General features: G+C 71.7%; 18 protein-coding genes. 3 read left to right on the top strand and 15 right to left on the bottom strand.

Translation table 11 applies throughout. The annotated features are described in order from the left end of the window. The first annotated feature begins 612 nt into the window (after positions 1–612). Entirely contained in the window at positions 613–1,422 is an 810-nt protein-coding gene (locus K8612_RS36075; RefSeq protein ID WP_223765579.1) for a hypothetical protein, read from the top strand. Positions 1,423–1,425: 3 nt separating this feature from the next. Here K8612_RS36075 and hflX read toward each other — a convergent pair whose 3' ends face one another. Further along, the gene (gene hflX, locus K8612_RS36070) at positions 1,426–2,910 is read right to left on the bottom strand and encodes a GTPase HflX (RefSeq protein WP_223765578.1); all 1,485 of its coding nucleotides are present in this window, start codon (positions 2,908–2,910) and stop codon (positions 1,426–1,428) included. An 88-nt stretch (positions 2,911–2,998) separates the two neighbouring features. Between hflX and K8612_RS36065 the strand changes: the two genes are divergently transcribed. Both K8612_RS36065 and K8612_RS39430 read left to right on the top strand, forming a co-directional pair. Continuing rightward, positions 2,999–5,767 carry a hypothetical protein gene (locus tag K8612_RS36065; protein WP_223765577.1) on the top strand — a complete coding sequence of 923 codons (2,769 nt, stop codon included), beginning with the start codon at positions 2,999–3,001 and terminating at the stop codon, positions 5,765–5,767. Continuing rightward, complete coding sequence (locus K8612_RS39430; protein ID WP_306799785.1) at positions 5,764–6,681, top strand: CPBP family intramembrane glutamic endopeptidase; 918 nt, start codon at positions 5,764–5,766, stop codon at positions 6,679–6,681. Before K8612_RS36065 ends, K8612_RS39430 begins: the two co-directional genes overlap by 4 nt. 9 nt (positions 6,682–6,690) lie before the next feature. Here K8612_RS39430 and K8612_RS36050 read toward each other — a convergent pair whose 3' ends face one another. The 14 genes from K8612_RS36050 to K8612_RS35985 all read right to left on the bottom strand — a co-directional run bounded on the left by K8612_RS36050 (position 6,691) and on the right by K8612_RS35985 (position 25,257). Further along, entirely contained in the window at positions 6,691–7,947 is a 1,257-nt protein-coding gene (locus K8612_RS36050) for a type II toxin-antitoxin system HipA family toxin (protein ID WP_223744589.1), read from the bottom strand. Beyond that, positions 7,934–8,239 (bottom strand): helix-turn-helix domain-containing protein, encoded by a 306-nt coding sequence (locus tag K8612_RS36045; protein ID WP_223744588.1) that lies wholly within the window; start codon positions 8,237–8,239, stop codon positions 7,934–7,936. Before K8612_RS36045 ends, K8612_RS36050 begins: the two co-directional genes overlap by 14 nt. A gap of 75 nt (positions 8,240–8,314) precedes the next feature. After that, on the bottom strand, positions 8,315–9,292 hold the full coding sequence (locus K8612_RS36040; RefSeq protein ID WP_223765576.1) for a hypothetical protein: 978 nt from the start codon (positions 9,290–9,292) through the stop codon (positions 8,315–8,317). A 65-nt stretch (positions 9,293–9,357) separates the two neighbouring features. Continuing rightward, positions 9,358–10,146: an ABC transporter ATP-binding protein gene (locus K8612_RS36035; RefSeq protein WP_223744586.1), complete on the bottom strand. Its 789-nt coding sequence runs from the start codon at positions 10,144–10,146 to the stop codon at positions 9,358–9,360. A 44-nt stretch (positions 10,147–10,190) separates the two neighbouring features. Beyond that, on the bottom strand, positions 10,191–13,043 hold the full coding sequence (locus tag K8612_RS39425; protein ID WP_306799784.1) for a CHAT domain-containing protein: 2,853 nt from the start codon (positions 13,041–13,043) through the stop codon (positions 10,191–10,193). A gap of 25 nt (positions 13,044–13,068) precedes the next feature. After that, on the bottom strand, positions 13,069–13,581 hold the full coding sequence (locus K8612_RS36025) for a hypothetical protein (RefSeq protein WP_223744585.1): 513 nt from the start codon (positions 13,579–13,581) through the stop codon (positions 13,069–13,071). A gap of 56 nt (positions 13,582–13,637) precedes the next feature. Continuing rightward, positions 13,638–14,381, bottom strand: a complete 744-nt coding sequence (locus K8612_RS36020; RefSeq protein ID WP_223765575.1) for a hypothetical protein — start codon at positions 14,379–14,381, stop codon at positions 13,638–13,640. Continuing rightward, on the bottom strand, positions 14,378–14,923 hold the full coding sequence (locus tag K8612_RS36015) for an RNA polymerase sigma factor (RefSeq protein WP_223765574.1): 546 nt from the start codon (positions 14,921–14,923) through the stop codon (positions 14,378–14,380). The genes K8612_RS36020 and K8612_RS36015 overlap by 4 nt, the downstream gene beginning before the upstream one ends. A 122-nt stretch (positions 14,924–15,045) precedes the next feature. Then, entirely contained in the window at positions 15,046–16,968 is a 1,923-nt protein-coding gene (locus K8612_RS36010) for a M23 family metallopeptidase (protein WP_223765573.1), read from the bottom strand. 120 nt (positions 16,969–17,088) lie between these two features. After that, on the bottom strand, positions 17,089–18,330 hold the full coding sequence (locus K8612_RS36005; protein ID WP_223765572.1) for a GAF domain-containing sensor histidine kinase: 1,242 nt from the start codon (positions 18,328–18,330) through the stop codon (positions 17,089–17,091). Positions 18,331–18,514: 184 nt separating this feature from the next. Continuing rightward, the gene (locus K8612_RS36000) at positions 18,515–19,087 is read right to left on the bottom strand and encodes a glutathione S-transferase family protein (protein WP_223765571.1); all 573 of its coding nucleotides are present in this window, start codon (positions 19,085–19,087) and stop codon (positions 18,515–18,517) included. A gap of 26 nt (positions 19,088–19,113) precedes the next feature. After that, positions 19,114–20,568 carry a serine hydrolase gene (locus tag K8612_RS35995; RefSeq protein ID WP_223765570.1) on the bottom strand — a complete coding sequence of 485 codons (1,455 nt, stop codon included), beginning with the start codon at positions 20,566–20,568 and terminating at the stop codon, positions 19,114–19,116. A 56-nt stretch (positions 20,569–20,624) separates the two neighbouring features. Then, positions 20,625–23,120 carry a magnesium-translocating P-type ATPase gene (gene mgtA, locus K8612_RS35990; RefSeq protein ID WP_373692164.1) on the bottom strand — a complete coding sequence of 832 codons (2,496 nt, stop codon included), beginning with the start codon at positions 23,118–23,120 and terminating at the stop codon, positions 20,625–20,627. A gap of 205 nt (positions 23,121–23,325) precedes the next feature. Then, positions 23,326–25,257, bottom strand: a complete 1,932-nt coding sequence (locus K8612_RS35985) for a penicillin-binding transpeptidase domain-containing protein (protein ID WP_223765568.1) — start codon at positions 25,255–25,257, stop codon at positions 23,326–23,328. Positions 25,258–25,311: the final 54 nt, after the last annotated feature.

The following is a 25,311-nucleotide window of genomic DNA, read 5'->3' as shown; positions in this document are numbered from 1 at the left end:
GCTCCTGTCCCCCTTGTCGCTTGGCAGCCGGCCAACTGGCCTCGCTATTCCGCGCAGACCTCCTGTCGGACAGGTTTTGGACCACCGCCTACGGCGGGGGGAGCACCGCGAACCTGTCGGACAGGGCCGGGCCGGAGGCGGACCGCGCGAACTTGTCCGACTGTCGGACCGGTTTTGGGCCACGGCCTACGGCGTGAGGCGCACCGCGCGAACCTATCGGACAGGTTTGGGCCGGGCCGGCGGTGGCGCACCTGAACCGGTCCTACTATCGGACAGGTTTGGCACGGGCCGGGCCCAAGGTGGCGCACCTGAACCTGTCCTACTGTCGGACAGGTTTAGGCGCAGCCGGGCCGGCGGCGGACCTCGCGAACTTGTCCTACTGTCGGACAGGTTTTTGGGCCGCCGTGCCCGGGGGTGGATCCGGTTTTCGGTGCCTTGATTGCCCGGACAAGGCCGCCCCTGGGTGCGCAGCGCTCTGCACACGCCGCATGGAGTCATGGGCGCCCTTTGCCTGGAGTTTCGCGGGGTTGAGGGGGGCATGACCGTTGCTGAAGGCCCGGGGTACGGTCCCCGGCGATGGCGCGGGGGAACCGCACCGTCTGGGAGACCTTCATGCGTCGCTTTGCCCTCGCTGCCCTCGCCGCCCTCGCCACCACCGCCTGTGGAGACAATGCGCCCACGCAGGAGGAGATAGACGACGCGAAGGCCCGCGTGGAGCGACTGGCGGCCTCCACGCACCAGGTGCGGGGCGCGTTCGAGATGCTCGGCCTGATGCCCGTGTACACGTGCGGCGAGCCCCGGCGCTCCTTCCTCAGCCACGCCGTGGAGGGGCTGAGCGCCTCCGTGACCTGCGCCACCGCCCGGGTGCAGGCAGTGGATGACTTCACCGACTCCGTCGTCGTGTCCTTCCCCGCCGGCGGCTGTGACGTGCACGGCCTGCGCTTCACCGGACGCGCGGTGCTGGAGTACCGCGGCGGCGAGGACCTGATGGAGATGAAGGCGGACCTGCGCGAGCTGGCCGTGGACGGCCAGACGCTCCAGGCGAAGGTCGGCTACGGCACATGCTCGGACGAGGCGCGCCTGTTCGCGGAGGTCGAAGGCCAGGTGCCCGGCCGCGCGGGCCACAGCTTCCACATCAACAGCACCGTCGGGAAGCGCGACGGGCTGCCCATCATCGGCGGCACGTCGCTGGTGTTCGACGGTCCGGGGGAGCTGACGGGTCCGAACGGCACGGACCGCGTCACGCTCACGTCGCTGGAATATGAAGTGGGCAACTACCTGCCCAAGCAGGGCACGGCCCTGGTGGAGACCGCAGACGGCCACCGGCTGAACTTCGCGTTCCAGCCCGTGCTGTGGCGCGTGGGCAAGGTGGAGGTCACCGTGGACGACAAGGACCCGGTGACCGTGCCCGTCGTGCGCTGAGGCCTACTCCTGGAACGACCGGGTGAGCCGGGCGATGGCGCCCGGCAGCCCCCGCACGCGCAGCCGGCTGCCCGTCTCGTCGTAGGCCTGGGACACCACCGTGGTGTGCTCGTACACCTCGCCGATGCGCGCCTGCCTCGCGTAGGGAATCACCAGGTCCGCCTCCACCATGGAGGCCTCGAAGAAGGCGATGACCTCCCGGCGCAGCCCGGCCACGTCGTCCGGCCGGTGCGCGGACACGAGGAGCGCTTCAGGGTGCCCGGCCCGGAGCGCCTCCTGGGCCGCCGCGTCCAGCCGGTCCACCTTGTTGAAGACCAGCCTGCCCGGCACCACGTCCGCGCCAATCTCCTTCAGCACCGTGCGGGTGACCTCCAACTGCGCGGCCCAGGTGGGGTCGGACGCGTCCACCACGTAGAGCAGCAGCGACGCCTCCAGCGCCTCGTCCAGCGTGGAGCGGAAGGACGCCACCAGGTCGTGCGGCAGCTTCTGGATGAAGCCCACCGTGTCGGACACGAGGATGCGCGGCCGGGTCTCCGGCTGCATCGCGCGCACCGTCGTGTCGAGCGTGGCGAAGAGCTGATCCGCCACCAGCACCGTGCTGCCCGTCAGCGCCCGCATCAGCGATGACTTGCCCGCGTTCGTGTAGCCCACCAGCGCCACGCGCAACTGGTCCCGGCGCGCGTAGCGGCGCTGGTCCTGGTCCTTCTGGATGGCGGCCAGGCCCTCGCGCAGCTCCGCCAGCCGGTCGCGAATCTTGCGGCGGTCCAGTTCGATCGCGGAGTCACCGGAGCCGCGGCCCTGCTGGCGCTCGCGGCCTCCCGGCGCTTCGCGCAGGCGCGGGGCCAGGTAGTTGAGCCGGGCGATCTCCACCTGCATGCGCGCCTCGTGGCTCCGGGCGTGCCGGTGGAAGATGTCCACGATGACGCCCGCGCGGTCCAGCACCTGCACGCCCGTGGCGCGCTCCAGGTTGCGCAACTGGCTGGGGGACAGCTCATGGTCCACCACCACCACCGTGGGCCTGGGACCCGGCTCCATGGCGGCGGTCTCCGCGTCCGCGCCTGACTCCGCGTCCGTGTCCGTGTCCGTGTCCGGGAAGGCGTCGTCGTCCTCGCCGGGCGGCTCGGCGCCAGCGCCTTCCAGGTCCGCGTCGCCGGGAGCCACCGGGGCGTCCGGGTTCTCTGAGGTTTCGTCCTCCGCTTCGGCTTCCCACCGCTCGCGCGCCTTGGACGTCTTGCCCTGCGCGCCGGACGGGATGACGCCCGAGCCGCCGGTGAGCGCGGACAGCTCCTTGAGCTTGCCGGAGCCGAGCACCGTGCCGGTGGCCAGCCGCTGCCGGCGCTGGGACACGGTCGCCACCGCGTCGAAGCCCAGCGTGTGCACCAGCCGCTTCAGCTCCGCCAGGTCCGCGGCATGCGCCTCGTCCGTGACACCGGGGAGCTGCACGCCAACGAGGACCGCGCGCGGGCGCTCGGGAAGGGTTTTCGCCATGCCTGGGCTCGTAACACGCCCGGCCCGAAATGAGCGTTATGGTGGACATGCTCAGGGGGCCATCCAGCAGCCCCCACGGGGGGCAGGCATGTACTACTGCACCATCTGCGGCTTCTATGGCTCGTTCATGCTCCAACCCCAGATGTGCCGGGGCTGCATGGCCATGGGTTCCATGAAGCCGGTCGTCCGGATCTCCTCGAAGGGGAAGCCGCCCCGCATGTCCGGGACCTACACCCTCGGCGGCGGCGCGGTCTTCCGGCGCTCGGGCGTCACGGTGTCCGCCCGCTCCGGCGAGGCCCGCAAGAAGCTCGAGAAGTTCAAGGTCCCACTGCCCAACACCCTGCGCACGCCCCAGAAGCGCAGACAGCCCCTGTCGGGGAGCCGGAGCCCCCGGCGGCCGCCGCCGACCCTCGAGCTCAAGATGGTGGTCGAAGAGAAGGAGGAGGCCGCGCTCGACCTGGGCGTGGGCACCTTCAACATCAACCACTTCAGCGAGAAGACGGAGCAGGACAAGAAGGGCCTGCTCCTGCGCCTCTTCCTGCAAAACCCCTGGCTGGACGTGCTCGTGCTGCAGGAAATCAACAAGAAGGCGCTCCCCCTGCTGCTGGAGATCGACTTCGAGGGACACGGGCTCGCCCTGGAGATGGGGCCGCAGATGCAGGCGGTCTACCCCAAGTACAAGGGCCAGAAGGTCACCGAGGCGGAGTCCGACGACGAAGAGGAGGAAGAGGACCTCGAGGCCGAGGAGCAGGTGACGGAGGACTGGAGCCTGGGGAAGAGCCAGTGTGAGTGGTACCCCATCATCTACAGGAAGAGCACCTGCGCCCATACCGGCTGGCGCGCCTTCAGTGATGCCGACGTGGTGCGGCAGAGCACCAGCAAGCGCGCGAATGAACCCATCCACTGGGCCAAGCCGGTCAACCGCACCAAGGCGCCCAAGGGCTGGAGCACGCAGTTCCCCCAGCTCCTGGCACAGCGCAAGGAGCAGTACGAGCAGCTCAACGAGCGCTACATCTCATGGCGTCCGGTCGTGGTCCACGACGTGCGCGTCGGCGGGCGCGACGTGCACATCGGCGTGGTCCACACCTCGCCCGCGGGAAAGGGGCTGGGCCGGCTGGGCGAGTACGAACAGGTGTCCGGCTTCTTCGAGCACGTCTCCGAGAACAACGACCAGCCGTGGATCATCGCGGGCGACTACTACATCGACCCCGAAGCCTCGGTGGGGGTGAACTCGGACACGAAGAACCGCAAGTGGGACGACCTCTTCCACGAGCGGGCCGCGGCGCTGGAGCTCACCCTGGCGGTCTCCCTCTCCGCCACGAACCAGTCCACCCAGACCGGGCGCAGCGTGAACTCGAAGAACAACAAGGCGCAGCTCGAGCAGCAGGGGTACATCAAGGACTGGGCGCAGGTGGGCAAGAGCTTCAAGCTCAACAAGCGGGCCGACTTCTTCGTCATCAGCCGGGCCTTCGCGCTCCACCACACCGGCATCTTCTCCCCCTTCAAGGGGCTGCTCCCGGTGGACCCGAACCACCAGGCGCTGAACTTCTGGTCCCGCACGAGCGACCACGCGCCCACCGGGGGCATCTTCTGCACCGCGCCGCTGTCCTTGAAGTGGACCCAGAACCAGCAGCTCCTCTCCGAGTCCCTGGGCTCGCGCCAGTCCCAGGCCCAGTTGCAGTTGTGGGAGCTGCACAAGCAGGCGGTGGACGCCCTGGAGGTCTCCCTCCCCCAACTGGTCTCGCTGCTGAAGCGGCTGCCGGAGGACGTCCAGCGGCTGACGCAGCGGCTGTGCGTCCTGGCGATCAAGGCGCTCCACTCCCCGGCGGCCATCGCCATCCGGGGGGTGCCCTACCCCCGTGACGCGCAGGCATACGCGGCCTGGAAGCAGAACTCCCAGCACGTGACGCAGCAGCACCTGAGCGACTTCTTCGGCCTCTGCGCCCAGGTGGACCCCTCCACCGTCTGGCTGAGCACCAATCCCCTGGATGAACTCGCGGTGGTGTTCCGCAACGCCTACCGCGCGCTCCAGCAGCTCTCCGTCCGCGCGCGGAGCTTCGACCTCATCCCGGAGTCGGAGTCGTACTCGCAGGTGAAGCTGGGCGTCCTGCCGAAGTCGTCGAGCCCCAAGGGCCATGGGAAGGAGAGCGGGGAGCTGGAGGAGGACATCCTCAAGTTGCTGGGGGAGTACCTGGAGCAGCGGCGCGCCCAGGGGTCGCCGCCCGAGGTGCTGCCCGGTTGCACCCAGGGAAGCGTCAACCAGTTCCAGATCCCGGGAGGACGGACCGCCTGCTCCGCGATGGCGGTGCTGGGGATCGCGGCGCTGCTGTCCCAGCCGGACGGGCTCGACGCCGACGGCATCGACAACGTGCTGCTGGAGGGCACGGCGCTCTACCAGCGGATGAACACGGCGACCGAGGACGAGACCCTGCTGATGCAGGCGCTGGCCCTGTCCTGCGGCGGGGTGGTGGATCCGCTCGTCCTGCAGCCCCAGGCGCCCTACTACAACCCGCAGGAGATTCCGGAGGAGGACGTGGTGCAGCGCGGGCTGCTCATGGCCAGCGCGGGCTCCGTCTCATTGGCCACCCTGTCGCGCGAGCTGTCCAACCTGCTGAAGTGGGCCCCCCGGATGGGAGTGGCGCTGGTGCTCGGGGGTTATACGGTGGCGGTCGTGCGGCGGGACGAGGCCTTGTACCTCTTCGACTCCCACGGCTGGAAGAACCGGAGCAACGCCTTCGTGCAGCGGTATGCCTTCGTCAACCAGTTGCTGGACGACGTGGGGAAGATGGCGAGGAGTCGCGCCCTCTTCGATCCCGAGATAGGCGTCACCCTGTACCTGCCCACCGAGAACTCATGACGCCGCTGCGTGGTGATGTCGCCGTCCTGCTGGAGAAGGCCCCGCCGAAGCGCCAGGCGCTGGCGGAGGCCGCGTTCGTGTTCTTCGCCGTGCTGGGGCCCTCGTCGGTGGCCCGGCTGGGCCGGGGGGCCGCCGTGGCGGTGGAGCTGGCGCTGCTGGCGTGGGGGCTGATGCTCCTGCGGCCCTGGGAGTCCTCTCGCCGGGGAGGGTGGTGGGGCGTGCTGGGGCTGGTGGTGGCGCTGGGCGGCGCGGGCGCGGGCGCGTGGGTGGCGTCGGACGCGGAGATGAACAAGGGCTTCTCGCTGTCCATGGCGCCGCTGGTCATCCGGGCGCTGGGCATGTGCCTGCTGGTGGCGGTGCTGCTGTGGCGTGACGGCCAGGGCCCCGCGCAGGTGGGGCTGGTGCGCGAGGGCTGGGCGCGCGAGCTCTTGCTGGGCGGGGTGGTGCTGGCGGGCACGTACGTGGTGCACCTGGCGGTGTCCGTGCCGCTGGCGGCGGTCGCGGTGGCGCTGAAGCTGGCGGGCCAGGAGCTGGCGGCGCGCAAGGACGTGGCGGCGGCGCTGCTGGACACGGGGCTGGGCGTCCCGGCGTTCGCGGCCATCATGGTGGTGGTGACGGGCTTCGAGGAGTTCGTCTTCCGAGGCTTCCTGGTGCCCCGGCTGAAGGTGGTGCTGGGAGGCTGGGTGCCGGCCATCCTGGTGGCGGCGGTCCTCTTCTCCGTGGGGCACTTCTACGAGGGCACGCTCGCGGTCTTCCAGACGTTCGTGATGGGCGCCTGGTTCGGCTTCGTCCTCTGGTACCGGGGGCGGCTGCTGCCGCTCATCGTGGCCCACGCGGCCTTCAACACCATCAGCTTCGCGCTGATGCTGTGGCTGTCCCGCTCGGGCTTCCTGGAGAAGCTGCCGCCGCTCTGAGCCGTGGGTTCAGGACTCCGTACCGTACTCGAAGCCTTCGTAGTCGAAGGCTCGCTCGATGGCCTTCAGGTCCGCTTCCGTGCCACCGCTTTGGCTGACGACGTCGCGCCAGCGGGCCGAGACGCGGGTCTTCATCTCGTCGATGATCCGGGTGGCCTCGTCCCTGGACAGCCGGAAGCGGACGCACTCGCTCAAGAGGTTGCGCCGGTTGGCGCGGCGATGCTGGGCGCTTCCCACCTCCATCGCCAGGTCGCGCTCCGTGCTGGCCTGGGGTGCAGGGGTCAGGTCATAGGCGGGCGACAGATTCCAGTGGGCGTCGGGGGCGATGAGCGCATGGTTCCGGGGATGGTCATCGATGTTCGAAATGAGCGCGTTGAACACCATCCGGGAGAACAGCTCGCGCAGGTCCTCGTCCGGGTCGCGAACCCAGCGTTTCAATTCATCCGCCAGCAGCAGGTATGACCAGCTCCTGCGCTCGCGCGGATCCGCTCGCGGATCTTCATCCGCACGGAGCACCGTCAAGGCACTGACCATCCGGTGGCGCAGGTAGTTCGGCCCCGTCCGCTCCCGGTCGAACCTGCGCACCAGGAGCACGTCCTGCCCCGCGACCCGGATGAGCTTCCCGAACGCCGCGCGAAGTCCACACTCCCGTGCGAGTTCCAGCATGCCGTGCTCGACCACGGCGTTGTTCCACCGGTCGCTTCGCGATGGGAACTTGGCGATCCACAAGCCGTCATCGTCCTCGACGACGTTCTTGGGACGCGCGCCGCCCATGGAGCTGCCTGGCTGCACCAGCGCGTCGATTTGGGGCGACGGCGGCAGCCCCTGCTCGACGCGGCTTGCCTCCTCCAGCAACTGCCGCAACTGGAGCACCTTGTTGAACTGATGAACGGGAGCGGGCGGCGTGGTGCTCTCCCCGAACGACAGCGCGCCCGCGCGGTCCTCCGGCGAGTTGAGCAGGAAGCCGACCTCGTTCAGGTCTCCGCGTCCCAACTGCCGCTCGATGACCCTGCGCCCCCAGGCATCCGGGGAAGCGTCTCGCAGCGGACCGAAGATGCCGCCCAGCCTCGCTGTCGTGAAGACGCCTTCACGCAATGGCAGCTCGAAGGGATCCAGCGCGACAGCGCGAGGGTTGGCCAGGTAGCTCCTGCCGTAGACGAACTGCCCCACGCCGTCCTGCTGCACGTAGCGCCCGCAGGTCACGACGTCGAGCGAGGCCGGAAGCTGGAGGTACACGTAGCAACCGGACGGATCAGAAGTCGCCATCGAGTCCTCCCTTTGACTTGAGATCCACCCGCGCGGGCTGACGCGCGGACTCCAGCGTCTTGCCCTCTTCATCCCGGTCTGGCGAGGCCAGGCCGTTGAACTCGCGCTCGAGCCCCAGCGCCCAGAGAACCGTGAAGTAGGCGCTGAGCGCCGTGGTGGGGCTTCCCTCCTCGATTCGACGGATGGTGCCGAGCGCCAGGCCCGTCTTCTTCGCGAGATCCAGTTGCCGGAGCCCACGCCGGATCCGGGCGCGTGCGATGTTCTGTCCCAGCGTGGTGATGGCCCGGGCCACGGCGAAGGGCGTTGTGTCTTCGGATAGATTCTGGCGCGGCACAACCAATAGATTGACTCCAGCGACCAGCTAAAATCAATCTATTGGTTCCAGCCAGGCCAGGGCTTCAGGCATCAGCTCGGACGCCAGCTCCCTGACAAGCCTGCGGGCCACGTCCGCGGAGGGCAGTCCTGCGTGGCGGGCCACTTCGTCCGGCACGTGGCTGGAGGCCGCGTCCTGCTCCAGTTCGCGCCAGGCTTCGCGGCGGGCTGAGTCCACTCGCTCGCGGGCCTCCGGGGACAGTCGCTCCAGCGCCCATGCGTGGATGGCCCAGGACAGCTCCGCGTGCCTCAGCTCGTCCGGGGCGATGGCTCCCAGGGACTCGCGCACCCGCGCGTCCTCCGCGCTCCGGGCCTGCCAGCCCGCCAGCAGCGCGCCGTAGGTTTCGCGCACGCAGCCCTCCACCGCGTTCTCGATGGCGAGCGCCTCCAGGGACCGCGCCTGGAACGGCGCCACCTTCAGCTCCGGCATCGGCGCTCCGTGACGGCGGGCCAGCGACTCCATCGCCTCCGCGTGGCGGACCTCGTCCTTCGCGGAACGCGTGGCGGCCCGCACCAGGCGCTCCGGGGCCCCGTGCTCGGCCAGCTCTTGCGCGAGCCTTTCGAAGGCCGGCACGGACGCGGCCTCCAGGTGCGCCATCCTCGCGAAGAGCGCTCCCAGCGCGGGCGTCTCCGAAGCCACCGCGCCGTCGCTGCACAGGCCTTCCGGCCTGCGCCCCTCACAGAGGAATTGGGCCTCGCAGTTCACCGACTCGACGACGCTGCCGTCCGCTCCTTCCTCCGTGACGCGGGAGCAGGGCGTCCTGGCCCCGAGCGCATCGCACAGCGCCTCGCAGGAGGTGTCCTTCGTGGGGACGCTTCCGTCACGCAGGGTGGCGGGGAGGGGGGAGTTCTGCTGGCTCCAGTTCTCATCCGGATCACATCCCCACGTCGAGGAACACCCCACCCCCAACGTGGCGACGGGCGCGAGCAACCACAGACGCTTGAACACGGGACGCAGCTTGCCTCGGGACATGCGGACTCCTGCTTCCATCACGAACCCGCCGGCCCCCGGGCCCCTCAAGCCTACTCGAACTTCCGTCAGGCCTGCGTCCGCGCGGAGCGCCTGCGCAGCCAGTTGCGCAGGAAGGCCTTCACCTCTGGATGCTGCGACTGGCGGAAGTGGTCCGGCGGGCCGTACTCCACCACGCGGCCCTCGTGCATCAGCGCCAGGTTGTCCGCCATGCCGAAGGCGGAGGCCACGTCCGGCGTAATCACCAGCGACGTGGCGCCCAACTGCTGCTTGCCCGTGGTGATGATCTCGTTCACCGCCGCCGTGGTGAGCGGATCCAGGCCCGCCGTGGGGTCGTCGTAGAGCAGGATCTTCGGCTGGAGGATGGTCGCTCGCGCGAAGCCCACGCGCTTCTGCATGCCGCCGGACAGCTCTCCCGGGAAGCGCGTGGCCGCGTGCGACAGGCCCACCTTCCCCAGCGTCTCGTTCACCGTCTTGGTGATGTCCGGCTCGGACATCTTCGTGCGCTCGCGCAGCGGGAACGCCACGTTGTCGAAGACGTTCAGCGAGTCGAACAGCGCGTTCGCCTGGAAGAGGATGCCCAGCTTGCGGCGCATCTGGTTGAGCTCGGGCTCGTTCATCTTCGCCACCTCCTCGCCCTCCACCAGCACCACGCCCCGGTCCGGCCGCATCAGGCCCATGATGTGCTTCATCAGCACCGTCTTGCCCGAACCGGACACGCCCATCAGCACGCAGGTCGTACCCTCCGGCACCACCAGGTCCACGCCCCGCAGCGCCGCCTGCCCGCCAAACGACTTGTGCAGGTCCCGCACCTCGAGGGTCAGCTTCGGCGCCGGCTCACGGCTCGCGTCACTCATCGCCCCGGCACCCTACCGCGCACGCCCCGCCGGCCGCTCCGGATTCACGCCGCCTGCCCGCTCCCCCGCTTCCGGCGCGCGCGGTGGACCCCGAATCCCAACAGCCCCAGCAGGCCCGCCCCCACGGACACCCCCACGAGGACACCCGGCCCCGTGCCCCCGGCGGCGGGCCGCACCGGCACCAGCGCCGCGTCCCCCATCACCCCCAGCCCGGCCCACATGGCCGCGGGCTCGCCATCCTCCCAGGCCTCGCGCTGGGCTTCGCGCAGCGCCGACGCCGCGTCCCGCCCCTTCGCCAGGTGCCGGTAGTAGCGCTCCAGCAGCGCCGCGGCCTCGGCGTCGCGCATGGGCCACAGGCTGGCCACCACCGCTCGCGCTCCCGACTCGAAGAAGGCCCGCGCGAGGCTCAGCACCCCTTCGCCCGCGAGCAGCGCGCCCGAGGCGCCCCGGCAACTGGAGAGCACCACCAGCGCGTCCCGCAGCCGCAGCTCCGCGATCTCCCTCGGCTGGAGCAGGCCGTCCTCCCCTGCCTCGCCCGGGGCCAGCACCAGGGCGGAGCGCTCGGGGGACTCGACGTCCACGACCGCGTGCGCGGCCATGTGGAGGATGCGCACCGCGTCCCAGCGGGCCGCCTTGAGGGCCTGCTCGGAGGCTTCCGCGCCCATGAGCAGCCGGGGCTTCACGCCCGTGTCCTCCAGGGACTCGCTCACGGAGCGGCCTTCGCGTCGCGCCTCCGGAAGCGCGCCCAGGCTCGCGGTCTCCAGGAACATGCCGCCTCTCGCGGAGGCCACTTGCGTGCCCTGAAGGGTGTCGCTCCGGTCGGGATCCGCCAGGACCAGGGCCTCGCCCTCGGGAGGCCGTGCGGGCTGCGCGCGCCAGTAGTGGAGCAGGCTCGCGGAGGGCACCCGCGCCAGCTCGTACCGGGTCATCAACGGCGGGCCGTCCGCGTGCTCCCGCAGCGCGGCGAAGGGCAGGTCGTGCAGCGGGCCATCCGGCACGAGCAGCAGGCGCGACACCCTTGGCGGAAGGTCCCGCAGCGCCGGGGCGAGCAGTTGCGCGTACAGCGCCGCGGCGGCGGCGGCCTCTGAACCATCGCGGCGCTCGATGAGCCCCGACAGGAGCGCCACCGAGGGGCGCAGCCGTGCTCGCTCCGGGATGCGGTACGCGCGCGTGCCCTCGCGCGTCACCGCCATCACCCACGCGCCTCCCGCGCGCTCGCCCTGGAGGTCGTGGTCCGTGCCCGCGAGGAAGACGAGCAGGGCCTCCTCCTCGCCCAGGCCCTGCTCGGTCGCGGCGAGCGACGCGAACGGGAGCTCCGCGCGCCGGGCCGCCGGACGCAGCTCGCGTTCGCGGCGCTCCAGCTCCTGGAGCTCTCCCAACAGCCCCTTGCGCTCGGACGCGGACAGCGCCGGTTCCAGCAGCCGCCTCTGGGTGACGGACAGGCTGCGCAGCACGCCGTCGCGCGCCTTCCGTTGCTCCGGTGCCTCTGCTTGCATCGCGAGCGCGCGGGAGGCCACCAGGGCCTCGAACAACGTCCTCGCCCGCAGGCGCTCGCTCACCGCGAAGGCGCGCTCCAGGGCCTCGCGGGGTGGCACGGCGGAGGCTTCTCCGGCCTCCAGGGTGCGGCCCGCGAGCCGGTGGTAGTCGCTGGCCCAGCCGGAGAAGAGCTCGGCCTGGCTGGTGGCATCCCGCTGCCACTGACGCAGCACCTCCACCGCGTCGAGCGCGCGCTCCGCCTCGCCCAGGGCCTCCGGCAGTGGCCGCGTTCGGAAGGCCACCGTCGCCCGTGCCCGCCAGGCGGAGGCGAGGTAGAGCGGGTTGTCGTGCTCGGCGGCCAGGGCCAGGGCCTCGTCCACGTCGCGCCACGCGGCGGCCGCATCCACCGCGGCCCGGCGCTCGGCGCGCGTCCACAGACAGGAGATGCGCCGCTCGGGCAGGTCCTTCTCCCGGGCGATGTCGATACAGCGGCCCAGGGCGTCCTCCGCTTCCCTCCGCTCCCCGGGCTCGTCCCCCAGCAGCTCCGCCACGAGGCGCAGCGACATCGTCTCGAAGGCCTTGCTGCCCGCGCGTTGGGACGCCGCGAGCGCCTCCCTCGCGAGCCGCATCAGCTCCGGCCGGCCCCCGGGTTCGGGATGCTCCTCGCGCCGCCGCCAGGCGAGGTTCGCGAGCGCGAAGCGCACCCGCGCCTCCGTGCCCGCGTCCTTCGTGCGCTCCGCCAGCTCCGCGAGCCGTGCATACAGGTCCTGCGCCTCGTCGAAGCGCCCCAGGTTCAAGCTCACCGTGGCCAGCGGGCTGAGCAACTGCTTCTTCATGCCGTCCGTGCCGTCCGGGAAGGTGAGCACCTCCGCGCGCTTGAGCAGGCGGTAGGCGCGTCCCAGGTCTTGTCCCAGGTCGGAGAGTTCGGCCGCCTCCAGGATGAGCGCGCGCACCTCCAGCCGGGGGTCCCCGGAGGCCCGGGCCACCTCACCCACCCGCAGAACCCACTGGTGCGCCTCCTCCGTCTGGCCGCGCATCCCCAGCACGCTGCGCAGGTTGATGCCGGCCATCACCTCGCCCTCCGCGTCCCCCAGGTCGCGGAAGGCGAGCGCCGCGCGGCGGTACGACGCCTCCGCCAGCACGGGCTCGGACAGCAGCTCCACGTGGCCGAGCACCAGCGTGAGCCACGGGCGGTCCGGGTGCCGCGCGATGAGGCCCTGGAGCCTGCGCCGGGCCTCGTCGCGCCCCGCGGGCCCCTGGGCGCTCCGGTAGAAGCACATCGCCGCGTCGGAGTCCTCCGGGTGGGCGTTGAAGCCCTCCTCGCACCTGGTGAGTCCGGAGGGCTCCGCGGAGGCGGCGGCCCGCTCGGGGACGCACAGGGCCAGCCCCACCACCAGGGTGAAGCCGCCCCGTCGTCCCATGCGCTGTCGCCGCCTTCCGGTCACCTCAGAGGGTCTCCGCCACGCATCCGCCCATGGCCGTGACAGGCTCCGGCATGCCCGTCGCCGGGTCGTAGGTGTAGAGGGTAATCTCGCAGGAGGTGCTTTGGGGAGGCGGCTCCGCCGCAAGCCCCGCCCGCTCGAGGACCAGGACACCCGCGGCCATCTTCTCCGCGCCCGCCGGCAGGACGAGCTGCGCGCGGACCCCGTCCGAGGAGGGAGCGCGGGCGCTCACCCGCAACGGGGATCCCGAGCTCACGGTCCCCGTGACGGTCGCGAGCACGACGTCGTGTGCATCCAGGATGCGCAGGGTCACGGGCACCATCGTCGGCGCCCGCAGGGTGCCCGCCTCCACCACGGAGGCCACCACCGTGTCATGCGTGGCGCCCGTCAGCGGCGGCGTGGTCACGACCACCGTGTACAGCGGGGCCGCGGCCTGCGCCGCGACCACGACACCCCACAGCAGCGCCATCATCGACAGCGCGCGCACGAATCCCCTACCCACATTGATTGCTTTCATTGCATCCCCCTCTGCATGTCATTGGGCCGCCGGCCTGGCCCAAGGTGGTGCGGCACTCACCGCAACCGGTTCACGAACGTACTGCCGCGCTGGACGCTTCCATCCGGAAGCCGCGCCTCCACCTGCCACAGGACGCGCGCCCCGGAGGGCAGCTCCGCGAGCACGTCCGGCGGCACCGTGTATTCGCGCGACTCCAGCCGCTCCGCGCGATGGAACACCTTCAAGTCCTCCGACGACACCTGCACGCTCCAGGACACCGCCTGGGGCACGCCGCTCCAGCGCAGCACGAACCCCTCGCGCGGAAGCGCGGTGGCCTCCGGCACCTGCGAGGTGATGGCCTCCGCCGCGCCGCCGCGGATGCGCGCCGGGTCCTCCCGCGCCTGCTGCTGCCGCACCACCACGACCGCGCCCACCAGGACCACCACCGCCGCCGCCATCGCGGCCCATGCGGGCCTTGCCTGCCAGGAGCGCCGGGCGGTCAGCGGCACCACCTTCGCGGGTGCCTCCTCGCCTGCCGCCGGCGGCGCCACCTCCCCCTCCGCCGGAGCCCCCCGCTCCGCCTCCGCCGCTGCCCGCGACATCGCCTTCGCCAACCGCCACGCCCGCGCCCACGCGGGATCCGCCGAGACGCGCTCGACGACCGCCCGGCGCTCCTCCACCGGCAGCTCCTGCCTCACCGCGCGCCAGACGAGGTCCGCGTCCACCGGCTCCCCCTCCGCGTCGTCCTCGCGCAGCGCCGTGCGCAGCCGCTCCACGCCCGCGGCCTCCAGCGTTTCATCCTCGGGACGGCGGTCGCTCACGGCTGGACTCCCTTCAGGGAGAGACAGGCACGCAGCGCGCTCAACCCCCGGTAGATGAGGTTCTCCGTCCGCTTCGCCTCCCACCCCAGCAGCTCCGCGGCCTCCGGAACGGTGTGCCCCTGCAGGTGCAGCGTCACGGCGAGCCGGCGGTCCCGCACCAGCCCCTGAAGACAGTCACGCACGGCCCGGGCAATCTGCGCGGCCCCCGCCGCCCGCTCCGGGTCCCCCGGCGCCACCGGGTGTTGAGGCCCCTGCTCCACCTCCTCCAACGCCACCTCCTTGCGCGCCCCCAACCGCCGAAGCTCGTCGATGAGCGTCGTGTACGCCACCCGGTACAGGTACGCGGGGGTCAGCTCCGCCTGGCCCTTCGTGCGCCCGCGCAGCTCCACCACCTTCATCATCGCGACCTGCAACAGGTCCTCCCGCCGGTCCGCGAGCGACGCGGGACAGACGCTCGCGAGCGCCCGGCCCAGGTCCCGCCGCAGCGTCTCCAAACCGGCCTCCGGGGAGGCTCCCGCCCATGGGCCGTGTCGCAACTCCAAGATGCCTCTCCTCGCGAAAAGGGCGCCGAGCGTCGTTCGAACGCATCATCGGCGCCCGGGAGAAGCCGGGCAATCCGGGAAAATTCCCCAGCGTCCACGAGCGCTGGGGAATGACACTCGCGCTACCGGAGGTTCGCGTCCCAGGCAATCAGGCGCAGGTCCCCGCCCCCCGTGCCCGTCGTCAGGCGCACGGCGGTGACGACGAGCCGGACGCCCACGGTGGTGGAGGTGGCGGACAGGCCGGACACGATGGCGCCCGCGCGCTCCTTGCCGGTGCGGCGCACCTTGCCGTCCACGCCCACGTCCCAGGTGTAGACGCGCAGGTTGCCCGTGGTGTCGCGCACCGGGGTCACCAGGTGCGCGCCTCCCACGCGCGTCGCGCTCAGGTCCAGGATGGCCTCGCCGTCCTCGTGGTCACGGCGCACGAACTGTCCGGCCGCGGTGACGTCGAAGGAGATGTTGCGCAGCACCCCGTTGGTCAGGCGCGTGCTGGCCACCACCACGTCGCGCGAGCCGTCCGGCACGGTGACGGTGCTGAGCGCCAGGTCCGTCACCGCGCCCGCCAGGTGGGTGCCCCTCGGGATGAGCGTCTTCTGCGGGGTGATCTCCCACGCCGTCAGGCTCAGGTTGCCCCCCGGAGTGCGCACCGCCGTGACGACGCCGGTGAAGCGGCCCACGTCCCCATCCACGCGGCCGTTGAGGATGGGCGTCATCGCCACCTTCGTCGCCTCCTCGCCAAAGCCGTTGCCCATGCGGGTCACCGTGTCCAGCGTCGTGGTCGTCTCCCAGGTGCTGACCTTCAGGTGGCCCGTGGCGTCGCGGATGGCGCTCACCACGCCCAGCCCCGAAGGCAGCGCGGCGACGTTGATCTCCGTCGCGTCCGCGTCACCGCCGGCCTCGCCCTTGCGCACGATGGCGCCGTTCGAGGCGACCTGCCAGGCGATGAGCTTGAGGTTCCCGCCGCCATCCCGCAGCGCCGTCACCACGTCGCGGGTGGAGCCGCTGTGCGGGTGGGCCATGGCGATGGAGCTCGCGGCGCCCGCGGAGGCCTCCTGGAGCTTCGTGAAGTTGCCGCCCCCCGTGAGCTGCCACGAGCCCAGCGCCAGCCGCCCCGTCACGTCCCGCGTGGCCGTCACCACCATGCTGCCCGAGGACGCCGTCGCCACCTCCAGCACCGGGTCCCCGGTGATGTCGCCCCGGCGCAGCAGCGGATCCGGGTGGATGGCGGAGGGGAACTGGTTGAGCGCCTGGTTCTGGAGCGGGTCGAAGACGAGCGGCGAGTCGAAGTCCACGTCGCCGTTCTTCCGCCACGCGTGGGAGAAGGGCAGCGGCAGGGACGTGCCCACCGTCGTGTCGCTCGTCATGGGCTGCAGGTGCACGTGCAGGTGGGGATTCGACGAGGCGCCGGAGCTGCCCACGCGGCCCAGGAACTGCCCGCGCTTCACGCGCACCCGCTGCGCCGCGGGGACGATGACCTCCCGGGGCAGGTCCCCCACGCGGTCCTCCGCGTCCGCCACGTAGGTGTCGTTGAAGGGGCAGAGCTCCTCCGGGACGCTCCCGGGCTGCAGGTGCGCGTAGAGGATGATCTTCCCGTCGTCCGTGCGGACGTTCACGTGGTTGCCCGAGCGCGGGATGCGCAGCGGGTTCGAGGTACGGCCCGGGTGGGGCACGTCGTCACCGCCGTACACCACCGGCTTGAGGCCCTCCGGGGCGTTGCGCCAGCAGGTGAGCACCTCGCCGTCCGCGATGGCGGAGACGGGCAGCCCGTAGATGACCCAGTCGGAGTTCTTCGGATCGGCCGCGTAGTCCGCGAAGGGAATCTTCACGCGGGTGAAGCGCTTCGCGTCGTCGTCGAAGCGCACGGCCTCCAGGTCGCGGTTGTTCGTGCCGCCGTGGCCGCTGGCGATCCACCAGTGGCTGCCCTCGGGCAGGTCCGCGCTGGCGCCGGGAAAGGCATACGTCTGCGCGGACGCGCTGAAGCCCAGGGTGGAGAAGGCCACGGCGGTGAGCCGGGCCACGGAACGGAGGCGTGGGGACGGTGACATGGGGTTGCTCCCGAGGCGGGGCGCCCGGCGGCCGTGAGGGCCGTTCCGGTTTCGCGCCTGCCCCCACCCAACGCAAATGCCCCTTTTTTCCCCTCACCCCCGCCGCGCGCTGGCTTTCGCCTACCCGGCCGTGACCGGCAGCGACAACTCGAAGCGCGTGCCCGCCGAGGACGTCGAAGCCACCTCCAGCGTGCCGCCATGCGCCTCCGTGATGCGCCGCGCGAGGTACAGGCCGAGGCCCAGCCCCGAGGAGCCCGGCCCCCGCATGAAGCGCTCGAAGAGCGTGGGCATCAGCTCGGACGGAATGCCCGGCCCCTGGTCGCTCACCGTCACGCACACCCAAGCCCCCTCCGGGCGGTCCCGGGCCTCCAGCCCGATGTCCACGGGCCGCCCCGGCGGCGAGTGCTTGAGCGCGTTCGCCACCAGGTTCTCCAGCACCTGCCGCACGCGCTCCGGATCCGCCACCGTCACCAGCTCCTCGGGCCCCGTGAAGCGCACCGGCCGCGCGGGGGTGCTCGCGGTCTCGGCCAGCTCCCGCACCAGCCCCGCCAGGTCCACCGGATGGGGGCGCAGGGTGAAGAGGTCCTGCTCCAGGCGCCCCACGTCGAGCAGGTCGTTGATGAGCCGGGTGAGGGAGCGCAGCGACGCGGCCGCGCCCGTCGCGTCCCGCAGGTCCTCCGGCTCCTGCTTGCGCACGGCGCGCCGCTGGATGAGCTGGATGCGGGCCTGGAGCGGCAGCAGGTGGTTGGCCATGTCGTGCGCGAGCACGGTGATGAGCTCCTCGGCCGCCTTGCGGCGGGCCTGCTTCACCGCCAGCTTCGTCAGCTCCTGCACCAGCTCCACGCGGTGGGCCACCATGCCCACCCAGCGCGCCACGGCCTGGAGGAAGCGCAGGTCATGCCCGGTGAAGAAGTCGCTCCGGGCGGACGCCACGGCGAGGACGCCCCGCGTCTCCATGCCGATGGGCAGCGGCGCCATCAGGGTGGAGCGCACCCCCAGCCGGTACTTGATGCCGGGGAGCTCGTCCGGGTCCTCCTCCTGGCGGCCGGTCATGAAGGCGGCTTCCGTTTCATATACCTGGACCGCGCGCCCCCCGTTGGCCAGCGGCATCCGGTCCAGGCCCAGCGACTTCTGCAGGCGCGCCATGGGCGTGTCGCTGGTGCCCACCGCGACGAGGCTCTGGGTGGCGTGCTCGATGAGGAAGACGTCCACCTTGTCGGCGTGCAGCAGCTCCGAGATGAGCTGGCCCGCGGTGTCCAGCGTGGGACGCAGCTCGGCCGCGGGGAGGGCCAGTAACTGCTCCAGGGCCCGCAGCCGGGGGTCCGCCCATCCACTGCCCGTCCCAGGGTTCTCGTCGCTCACGTGACAACGGTGGGGACGCCCGCCGCCTGGAGCCACCCGGCCGCGCGGAGATCCCCTCGGGGACACGAGCGGTCCGGGCCGCCCGGTCCCCTGCCCGCGAGTCAGGCGTTCACACCCTGCCGCGGGCACCGACCCGGTGTCGCGGGTCTTCGCCGCGCCCGGAGGCCCGGAGGCCCGGAGCCCCTCAGCCCAGCTTCATGCACTTGGGCCGCGCGAGCAGCCGGTCCACGTAGGCCTCCAGCTTCGGACGCCCCGTCGAACCGCCCAGCATGCGCTGGTAGATGAACATGGAGCCGATCATCACGTCCGCGGCGGTGAACCAGTCGCCGAAGAGGTAGGGCCCGTCCCCCAGCTCGCGCTCCATGGCGTCCAGCGTCTGCGCGTACTCCGTCCACCCGCGCTGCGGCGGCGTGGGGGCCTTGGCCATGTGGTCGCCCATGGACGGCTCCAGTTGGGACGTGGAGTACACCATCAGCGACAGGTACCGGCCGCGCTCGGGCGCATCCAGACCGGGTGCCAGCTTCGCCTGCGGGTACTTGTCCGCGACGTAGAGACAGAGGGCCGCGTTCTCGAACACGCGCGCCGCTCCATCCACCAGCGCGGGCAGCTTGCCGGCGGGGTTCACCTTGAGGAACTCCGGCGACTTCTGCTCCCGCTTCTCCAGGTCGATGGGCACGATTTCGTACTCGGCCCCCGCCTCGTCGAGCATCCACTTGCCAATGATCGCCCGGCTGCGCGGATTGAAATAGAGCTTCATGCAGGCACCCTTTCGCGAGTCGTGGTTCAGGGAACGGCCGTCCCCAGCTTCTGGAGCGCGGCCGCCGCGTTGGCGTTCTTCGGGTCCAGCTCCAGGGCCTTGCGGTAGTTCACGCGCGCCTGCTCCTTGTCACCGACCCCGAGGTACGCCTCGCCCAGGCTGTCATAGCCGTTGCCCACCTTCGGGAACACCTCCACGTTGAGCTTGAAGATTTCCACTGCGTCCGCCGCGCGGCCCGTCCGGAGCAACTGGTAGCCCAGGCTGTTGAGCTGCTCCTCGGAATAGTCATACGCGTCAGGCCTGGTGGCCTTCAGCTCGCGGTAGTGCGCGATGGTCTTCGCGATGGGCTGCTTGTCGAGCGTCTGGCTCAGCAGCTCCCGGATGCCCGTCCGGGGCGCCTTGGGCGGGATGCCGTGGAGCACGCTGAAGAGGCCCGCGGCCAGCGGCTTGAGCTTGTCGCCGCGCGACGTGTTGTCCAGGAGGATGACCACCTCCCGGCTCGCGGGCACCCGGTAGATGCGCGTGCTGAAGCCGTTGATGCCGCCGCTGTGGTTGATGGTGGCCAGCTCCGTCTTGCCGTCGTCCAGCTTCAGCGGGTCCATGGAGAACCCGAAGCCGTAGTTCTCCAGGCCGGGCGTGAACATCTTCTGCTTCAGCGCCTCCGGCAGCAGCTTGTTCTCATAGAGCGCGCGGTCCCAGCGGTAGAGGTCCTCCACCGTCGAGTACAGCGACCCGGCCGCGTACGGCAGGGACATGTCCAGATAGTCCGCGTGGACGTAGCCGTCTGGCGTGAGTTCATGGCCGCTGGCGCGCTTGGGCAGCACCGTGGCGGTGACGTCGTAGCCGGAGTCCTTCATGCCCAGCGGCGTGAAGATGCGCTCCTGCACCGCCTGCGCGTACGTCTTGCCGGTGACGCGCTCGATGATGGCGCCCAGCAGGTAGTAGCCGGAGTTGCTGTACGCGAACTTCGAGCCGGGCTCGAACTCCAGGTCTCCGCTGGCGAACCGCTTCACGAAGTCCGCCACGGTGGAGGGGTTGCGCGACTCCTTGGGGAAGAAGTCAGGCTGGCTGGTGTAGTTGGGAATGCCGGACGTGTGGTTGAGCAGGTGCGTGACGGTGATGCGCGAGCCCGTGTCCTTGCGGTAGTCCGGCAGGGCCGACACCAGCGTGTCGTCGAGCTTCAGCTTCCCCTCGGAGACCAGTTGGAGGATGACCATCGCGGTGAACTGCTTGGTCACGGACGCGAGGCGGAACTTCGTGTCCGGCGTGTTGGGCACGTTCCATTCGAAGTTGGCCTGACCGTAGGCCTTCTTCAGGATGACGCCCTTCTCGTTGGCCACGAGCGCCGCGCCGTTGAACTGGCGCAGTTGGTGGTACTGCGTCAGCAACCTGTCCAGCTCCTGCGGTTTCGTCGCGGCGACCGCGGCTTCGGAGATGAACAGCAGGGCCACGGCCAGGACGCGCAACGGACTCCAGGTCATTCGCTCTCTCCCACGCATGAGCCTCCCTACGGCCCGCTGGCGGGGCGATTGCATCCTCAGGCGGTGTCGAAGCGGCGGAAGAACCAGCGGTTGAGCACCACCGCGCAGCCCAGGTACAGCGCCACCAGCGCGCCCAGCGAGGCGAGGATGGCGGGCGGCGGCGGCACGAAGCCGAAGTAGTGCCCCAGCGGCGTGAAGGGCAGCACGCACGCCACCGCCACCACGCCCAGCGACGACAGCACCAGGAGCCGCGCGGGGCGGCTGCGCGCCACGCCGCCCCGGGTGCGGATGATGAAGATGACCAGCACCTGCGTGGTCAGCGACTCCATGAACCAGCCCGTCTGGAACAGCGGCGCCCCGGCGTGGAAGCCGTGCAGCAGCACCGTGAAGGTCGCCGCGTCGAAGAGCGAGCTGAGCGTGCCGAACACCGCCATGTAGAGGCGCACGAAGCGCAGGTCCCAGCGGGTGGGCCGCGAGAGCTGCTCCGCGTCCACCGTGTCCAGCGGGATGGCCAGCTCCGACACGTCGTAGAGCATGTTGTTGAGGAGGATCTGGATGGGCAGCATGGGCAGGAACGGCAGCACCAGCGACGCCAGGGCCATGCTCAGCATGTTGCCGAAGTTGGAGCTGGTCCCCATGCGGATGTACTTCATGACGTTGCCGAAGGTGCGCCGCCCCTCCTGCACGCCGTCGTGCAGGACGCCCAGTTCCTGGCGCAGGAGCAGGAGCGCCGCGGCCTCGCGGGCGACGTCCACCGCGCCCGCGACGGAGATGCCCACGTCCGCCTCGTGCAGCGACGGCGCATCGTTGATGCCGTCCCCCAGGTAGCCCACCACGTGGCCGCGCTGCCTCAGCGCGCGCAGGATGCGGCTCTTCTGCGCGGGGGACACGCGCGCGAAGACGGTGGTGTCCTCCGCCCGCGCGCGCAGGCCCGGGTCGTCCAGCAGGGCCAGCTCCGCGCCGTTGAGCACGCCGCGCACCTCCAGCCCCAGCTCCTGGCAGACGTGCACCGCCACCCGCGCGTTGTCACCCGTCACCACCTTCACCGCGATGCCCGCGTCGCGCAGCGCCGCCAGCGCGGGCCGGGCGCTCTGCTTGGGCGGGTCCAGGAAGGACGCGAAGCCCGCGAAGACGAGGTCCGTCTCGTCCTCCAGGGACAGCGGCTCGCGCTGGGACGGGACGTCGCGCCAGGCCAGCCCCAGCACCCGGAAGCCCTGCTCGCCCAGGGCGTCGGCGCGGGCCTGCAGGGCCTCGCGCGCGTCCTCGTCCAGGGCCCGCGGCGGGCCCTCCAGGACTTCACACGCCTCGCAGCGGGACAGCAGGGCCTCCGGCGCGCCCTTCACCACCAGGACGCGGCGGCCCTCCTTCTCCAGCAGCACGGACACGCGGCGGCGCTCGAAGTCGAAGGGCAGCTCGTCCTGCTTGCGCCAGCCCTGCGTGCACTCCGCGCCCCGGGCCAGGATGGCCTCGTCCATGGGGCTGCGCAGGCCGGTGGCGAAGTGGCTGTTGAGGCAGGCCCACGCGAGGGTGCGCTCGCTGCGCCGGGCGGCGGCGTCCTCCGTGCCCGCCAGCCGGATGTTCGCCTCCGTGAGCGTGCCCGTCTTGTCGGTGCACAGCACGTCCATGCAGCCCAGGTCGTGCACCGCGCTCAGCCGCTTGACGATGACCTCCTGGTCCGCGAGCCGCAGGGCGCCCCGCGCCAGCGTCACCGAGACCACCATGGGGAGCAGCTCCGGCGTGAGCCCCACCGCCAGGGCCATGGCGAAGAGGAAGGACTCCAGCAGCGGGCGCTCCAGGGTCAGGTTCACCAGGAGCACGAACAGGACCATCAGGACCGTGAGCCGCATCAGCATCACGGAGAAGCGGCGCGTGTCCCGCTCGAAGGCGGTGGAGGCGACGGGCGCGTCCAGCCCCCGGGCGATGCCGCCGACCTCCGTGTCGCGGCCGGTGGCGAACACGAGCGCGCGGGCCGTGCCTCCCAGCACGGACGTCCCGGCGAAGACGGTGTTGTCCACCTCCGCGAGCGGCGCGTCCGCGGGCGCCAGGCCCGGCGTCTTCTCCACGGGGTAGGGCTCGCCGGTGAGCAGCGATTCGTTGACGGACAGCGCGTGTGATTCCAGGAGGCGCGCGTCCGCGGGCACGCGGCTGCCCGTGGCCAGCAGGACCACGTCCCCGGGGACGAGCTCCGTGGCGGGCCGCTCCTGCTCCACGCCGTCGCGCAGCACCCGGGCGCGCAGGGCCACCGCGCCGCGCAGGCGCTCCGCCGCGTTGCTGGCGCGGTGCTCCTGGACGAAGTCCAGCGTCACGCTGATCAACACGATGACGGCGATGATGGCGGAGCTGGTCAGGTCGTGGACGACGGCCGAGATGCCGCTCGCCACCAGCAGCACCAGCACCAGCGGGTTGCCCAGCCGCAGCAGCAGCTCCAGCGGGAGCGACCGGCGCCGGCGGGACTCCAGCTCGTTGGGGCCCAGGGACTCGAGCCGCTCCTCGGCCTCCTGGGAGGACAGCCCCTGGAGCGGGGCGCCCAGCCGGGCGCGCAGGGACTCCACCGGCTCGCTCCAAGCGGGGGGCCCTTCACGCGCCGGTGCCTGCCTCCGCCGCGCGCCGGAGTGACGCGGGGGGTGCGCCATGGGCCCGGTGCCCTGGCCGCTCGAGCGTTGGGCGCCCATCCTCGCAACGTGGGCAGGGTCCTCCGGGGTGACCAGCGGCCGGCGAGGGAAGGGGCGCGGCGCTCGGAGGGACGGCCCCGCTGCCCTAGCTGGCGTCGTCCCGCTTGAAGGACAGGACCGAGGCCGCGTCCAGGCCCTGGAGGAACCGGACCGCGAGCGGCAGGGCGACGCGGCCTCCCACGCCGCCGCCCTCCACGAACACCGCGAAGCCGATGCCGTCGCGCACGCCGACGAACCACGCGTGGGTCTCCGGCGGCACGGACGTGCCGAACTCCGCGGTGCCGGTCTTGCCGATGAGCCCCTGGATGCTGGCGGCGGACTTCGCCGTGCCGTCCGTCACCACCGCGCGCATCAGCTCGCGGAGCATGTCCGTCGTGCCCGGGCCCAGCCTCGCCTCCGGGCCGGGCGCCGCGTCCGCGAGCAGGCTGGGCGCGTGCCAGACGCCGGTGGCCGCCGCCGACACGACGGTGGCCATGTGCAGCGGCGTCACCAGGACGCGGCCCTGGCCCATGGCGTCCGCCGCGCGCTCGGCGTCGTCCTTGGGCGGGGGGAAGGTGGCGCCGGGAGACGGCAGCCCCACGTCGTAGGACACCCCGAAGCCGAAGCGCCGGGCCGCGTCCTCCAGCACGCGGGGGTCCAGCTTCGCCGCGAGCTGGATGAACGTCGTGTTGCACGACAGCGCGAACGCCCGCCGCAGCGTGGTGGCGCCCAGCACCTCGGACTCGAAGTTGCGGAAGCGCTTGCGGCCCACCGTCACCTCCAGGGGGCACTCCACGCGGGAGTCCGGCTTCAGGCCGCTTTCGAGCAGCGCCGTGGCCGTCACCAGCTTGAACGTGGAGGCCGGGGGGTAGCGCCCCATCAGCGCGCGGTGCCACCCCTCGCCGAGCGGCCGGCTGGCCACCGCCAGCACCTGGCCCGTGGCCGTGTCCACCGCGACCAGCGCGGCCGGCTGGGTGACGTCCACGAGCGCCGCCTCCGCCGCCGCCTGCACGTCCATGCGCAGCGTGGTGCGCACCGCGCGCCCCGGCTCGCCTTCGAAGCGGTACAGCAGCTCGCTGCCGCCGGAGCGGCGCTGGAGCCGCACCTCGCCGGAGGGACGCCCCGCCAGCGTCCGCTCCTGTGCGCGCTCCAGGCCGGACAGCCCCACCACGTCGCCCGGCTGGTAGGGCATGCCCAGCGCCTGGAGGACCTCCGCGGTGATTTCCCCCACCCGGCCCAGCGTGTGCGCGGCGAAGCCCTCCGCGGGGGAGAGGCGCGCGGGCCGCTTGCGGAAGAAGATGCCGGGCACCGGCGCGAGCACGGCGCGCACCTGCTGGTAGCGCTCCTGGCGCACGTCGATGAACGCGAGGAACTGCTCGGGCTGCGCGCTCGCGGCGTTGAGCGCGGCGAGCACCTTCGCGGGGTCCACGCCGAGCTGCGACTGGAGCACGCTGGCCACGGCCGCGCGGTCCTTCACCCGGCCCGGCAGCACGCCGACGCGGATCACCTCGCCCGGCTGGGTGAGCGGGTCGCCGTTCGCGTCGAGCAGGTCGGCGCGAGGGCCCCAGCTCCGCGTGCGGCCGAAGCGGTCTCCGGGCCGCGCGTCGGGATGGAACACCTCCGGCGTCCAGCGCGGGCTCCAGCGGCTGCCCCGGAGCACGAAGCGCAGGCGGGACTCGACCTCCCAGTCGCCCAGGCCGCGCAGCGTGTGCACGCCGCGGAAGCGCACCACCGCGGTGGTGGCGTCCTGGGACTCGAGCACCACCGGGTCGAAGCGCGAGGCGATGACGCCCAGGTCCTGCCGCCAGCGCGCGTGCTGCGCGTCGAAGTCCGGGGGCGCGTCCACGAGCATCCGGCGCTGCGCGGCCACGTCATTGCGCGCCCAGGCGTCCAGGTAGCGCAGGGCCAGCGCCTCGACGCCTCCGGGCGCCACGGCGGGCGCGGTGGGCGCGGTGGGCTTCGTGGCTCGCGGCGCGCACGCGGGAAGCAGCAACAGGAGGCAGAGCCCCACCCAGGAAATGACCGCCCGTCCGTACACGCGTTCCCCTCTACCGCGCCCGCTTCGCCGAGGCGAACATCCGGCGGCCATCGT

It is taken from the genome of Corallococcus sp. AS-1-6 (assembly GCF_020037015.1).
GTDB lineage: Bacteria > Myxococcota > Myxococcia > Myxococcales > Myxococcaceae > Corallococcus.
This window is presented reverse-complemented; position numbering and strand designations above follow the sequence as displayed.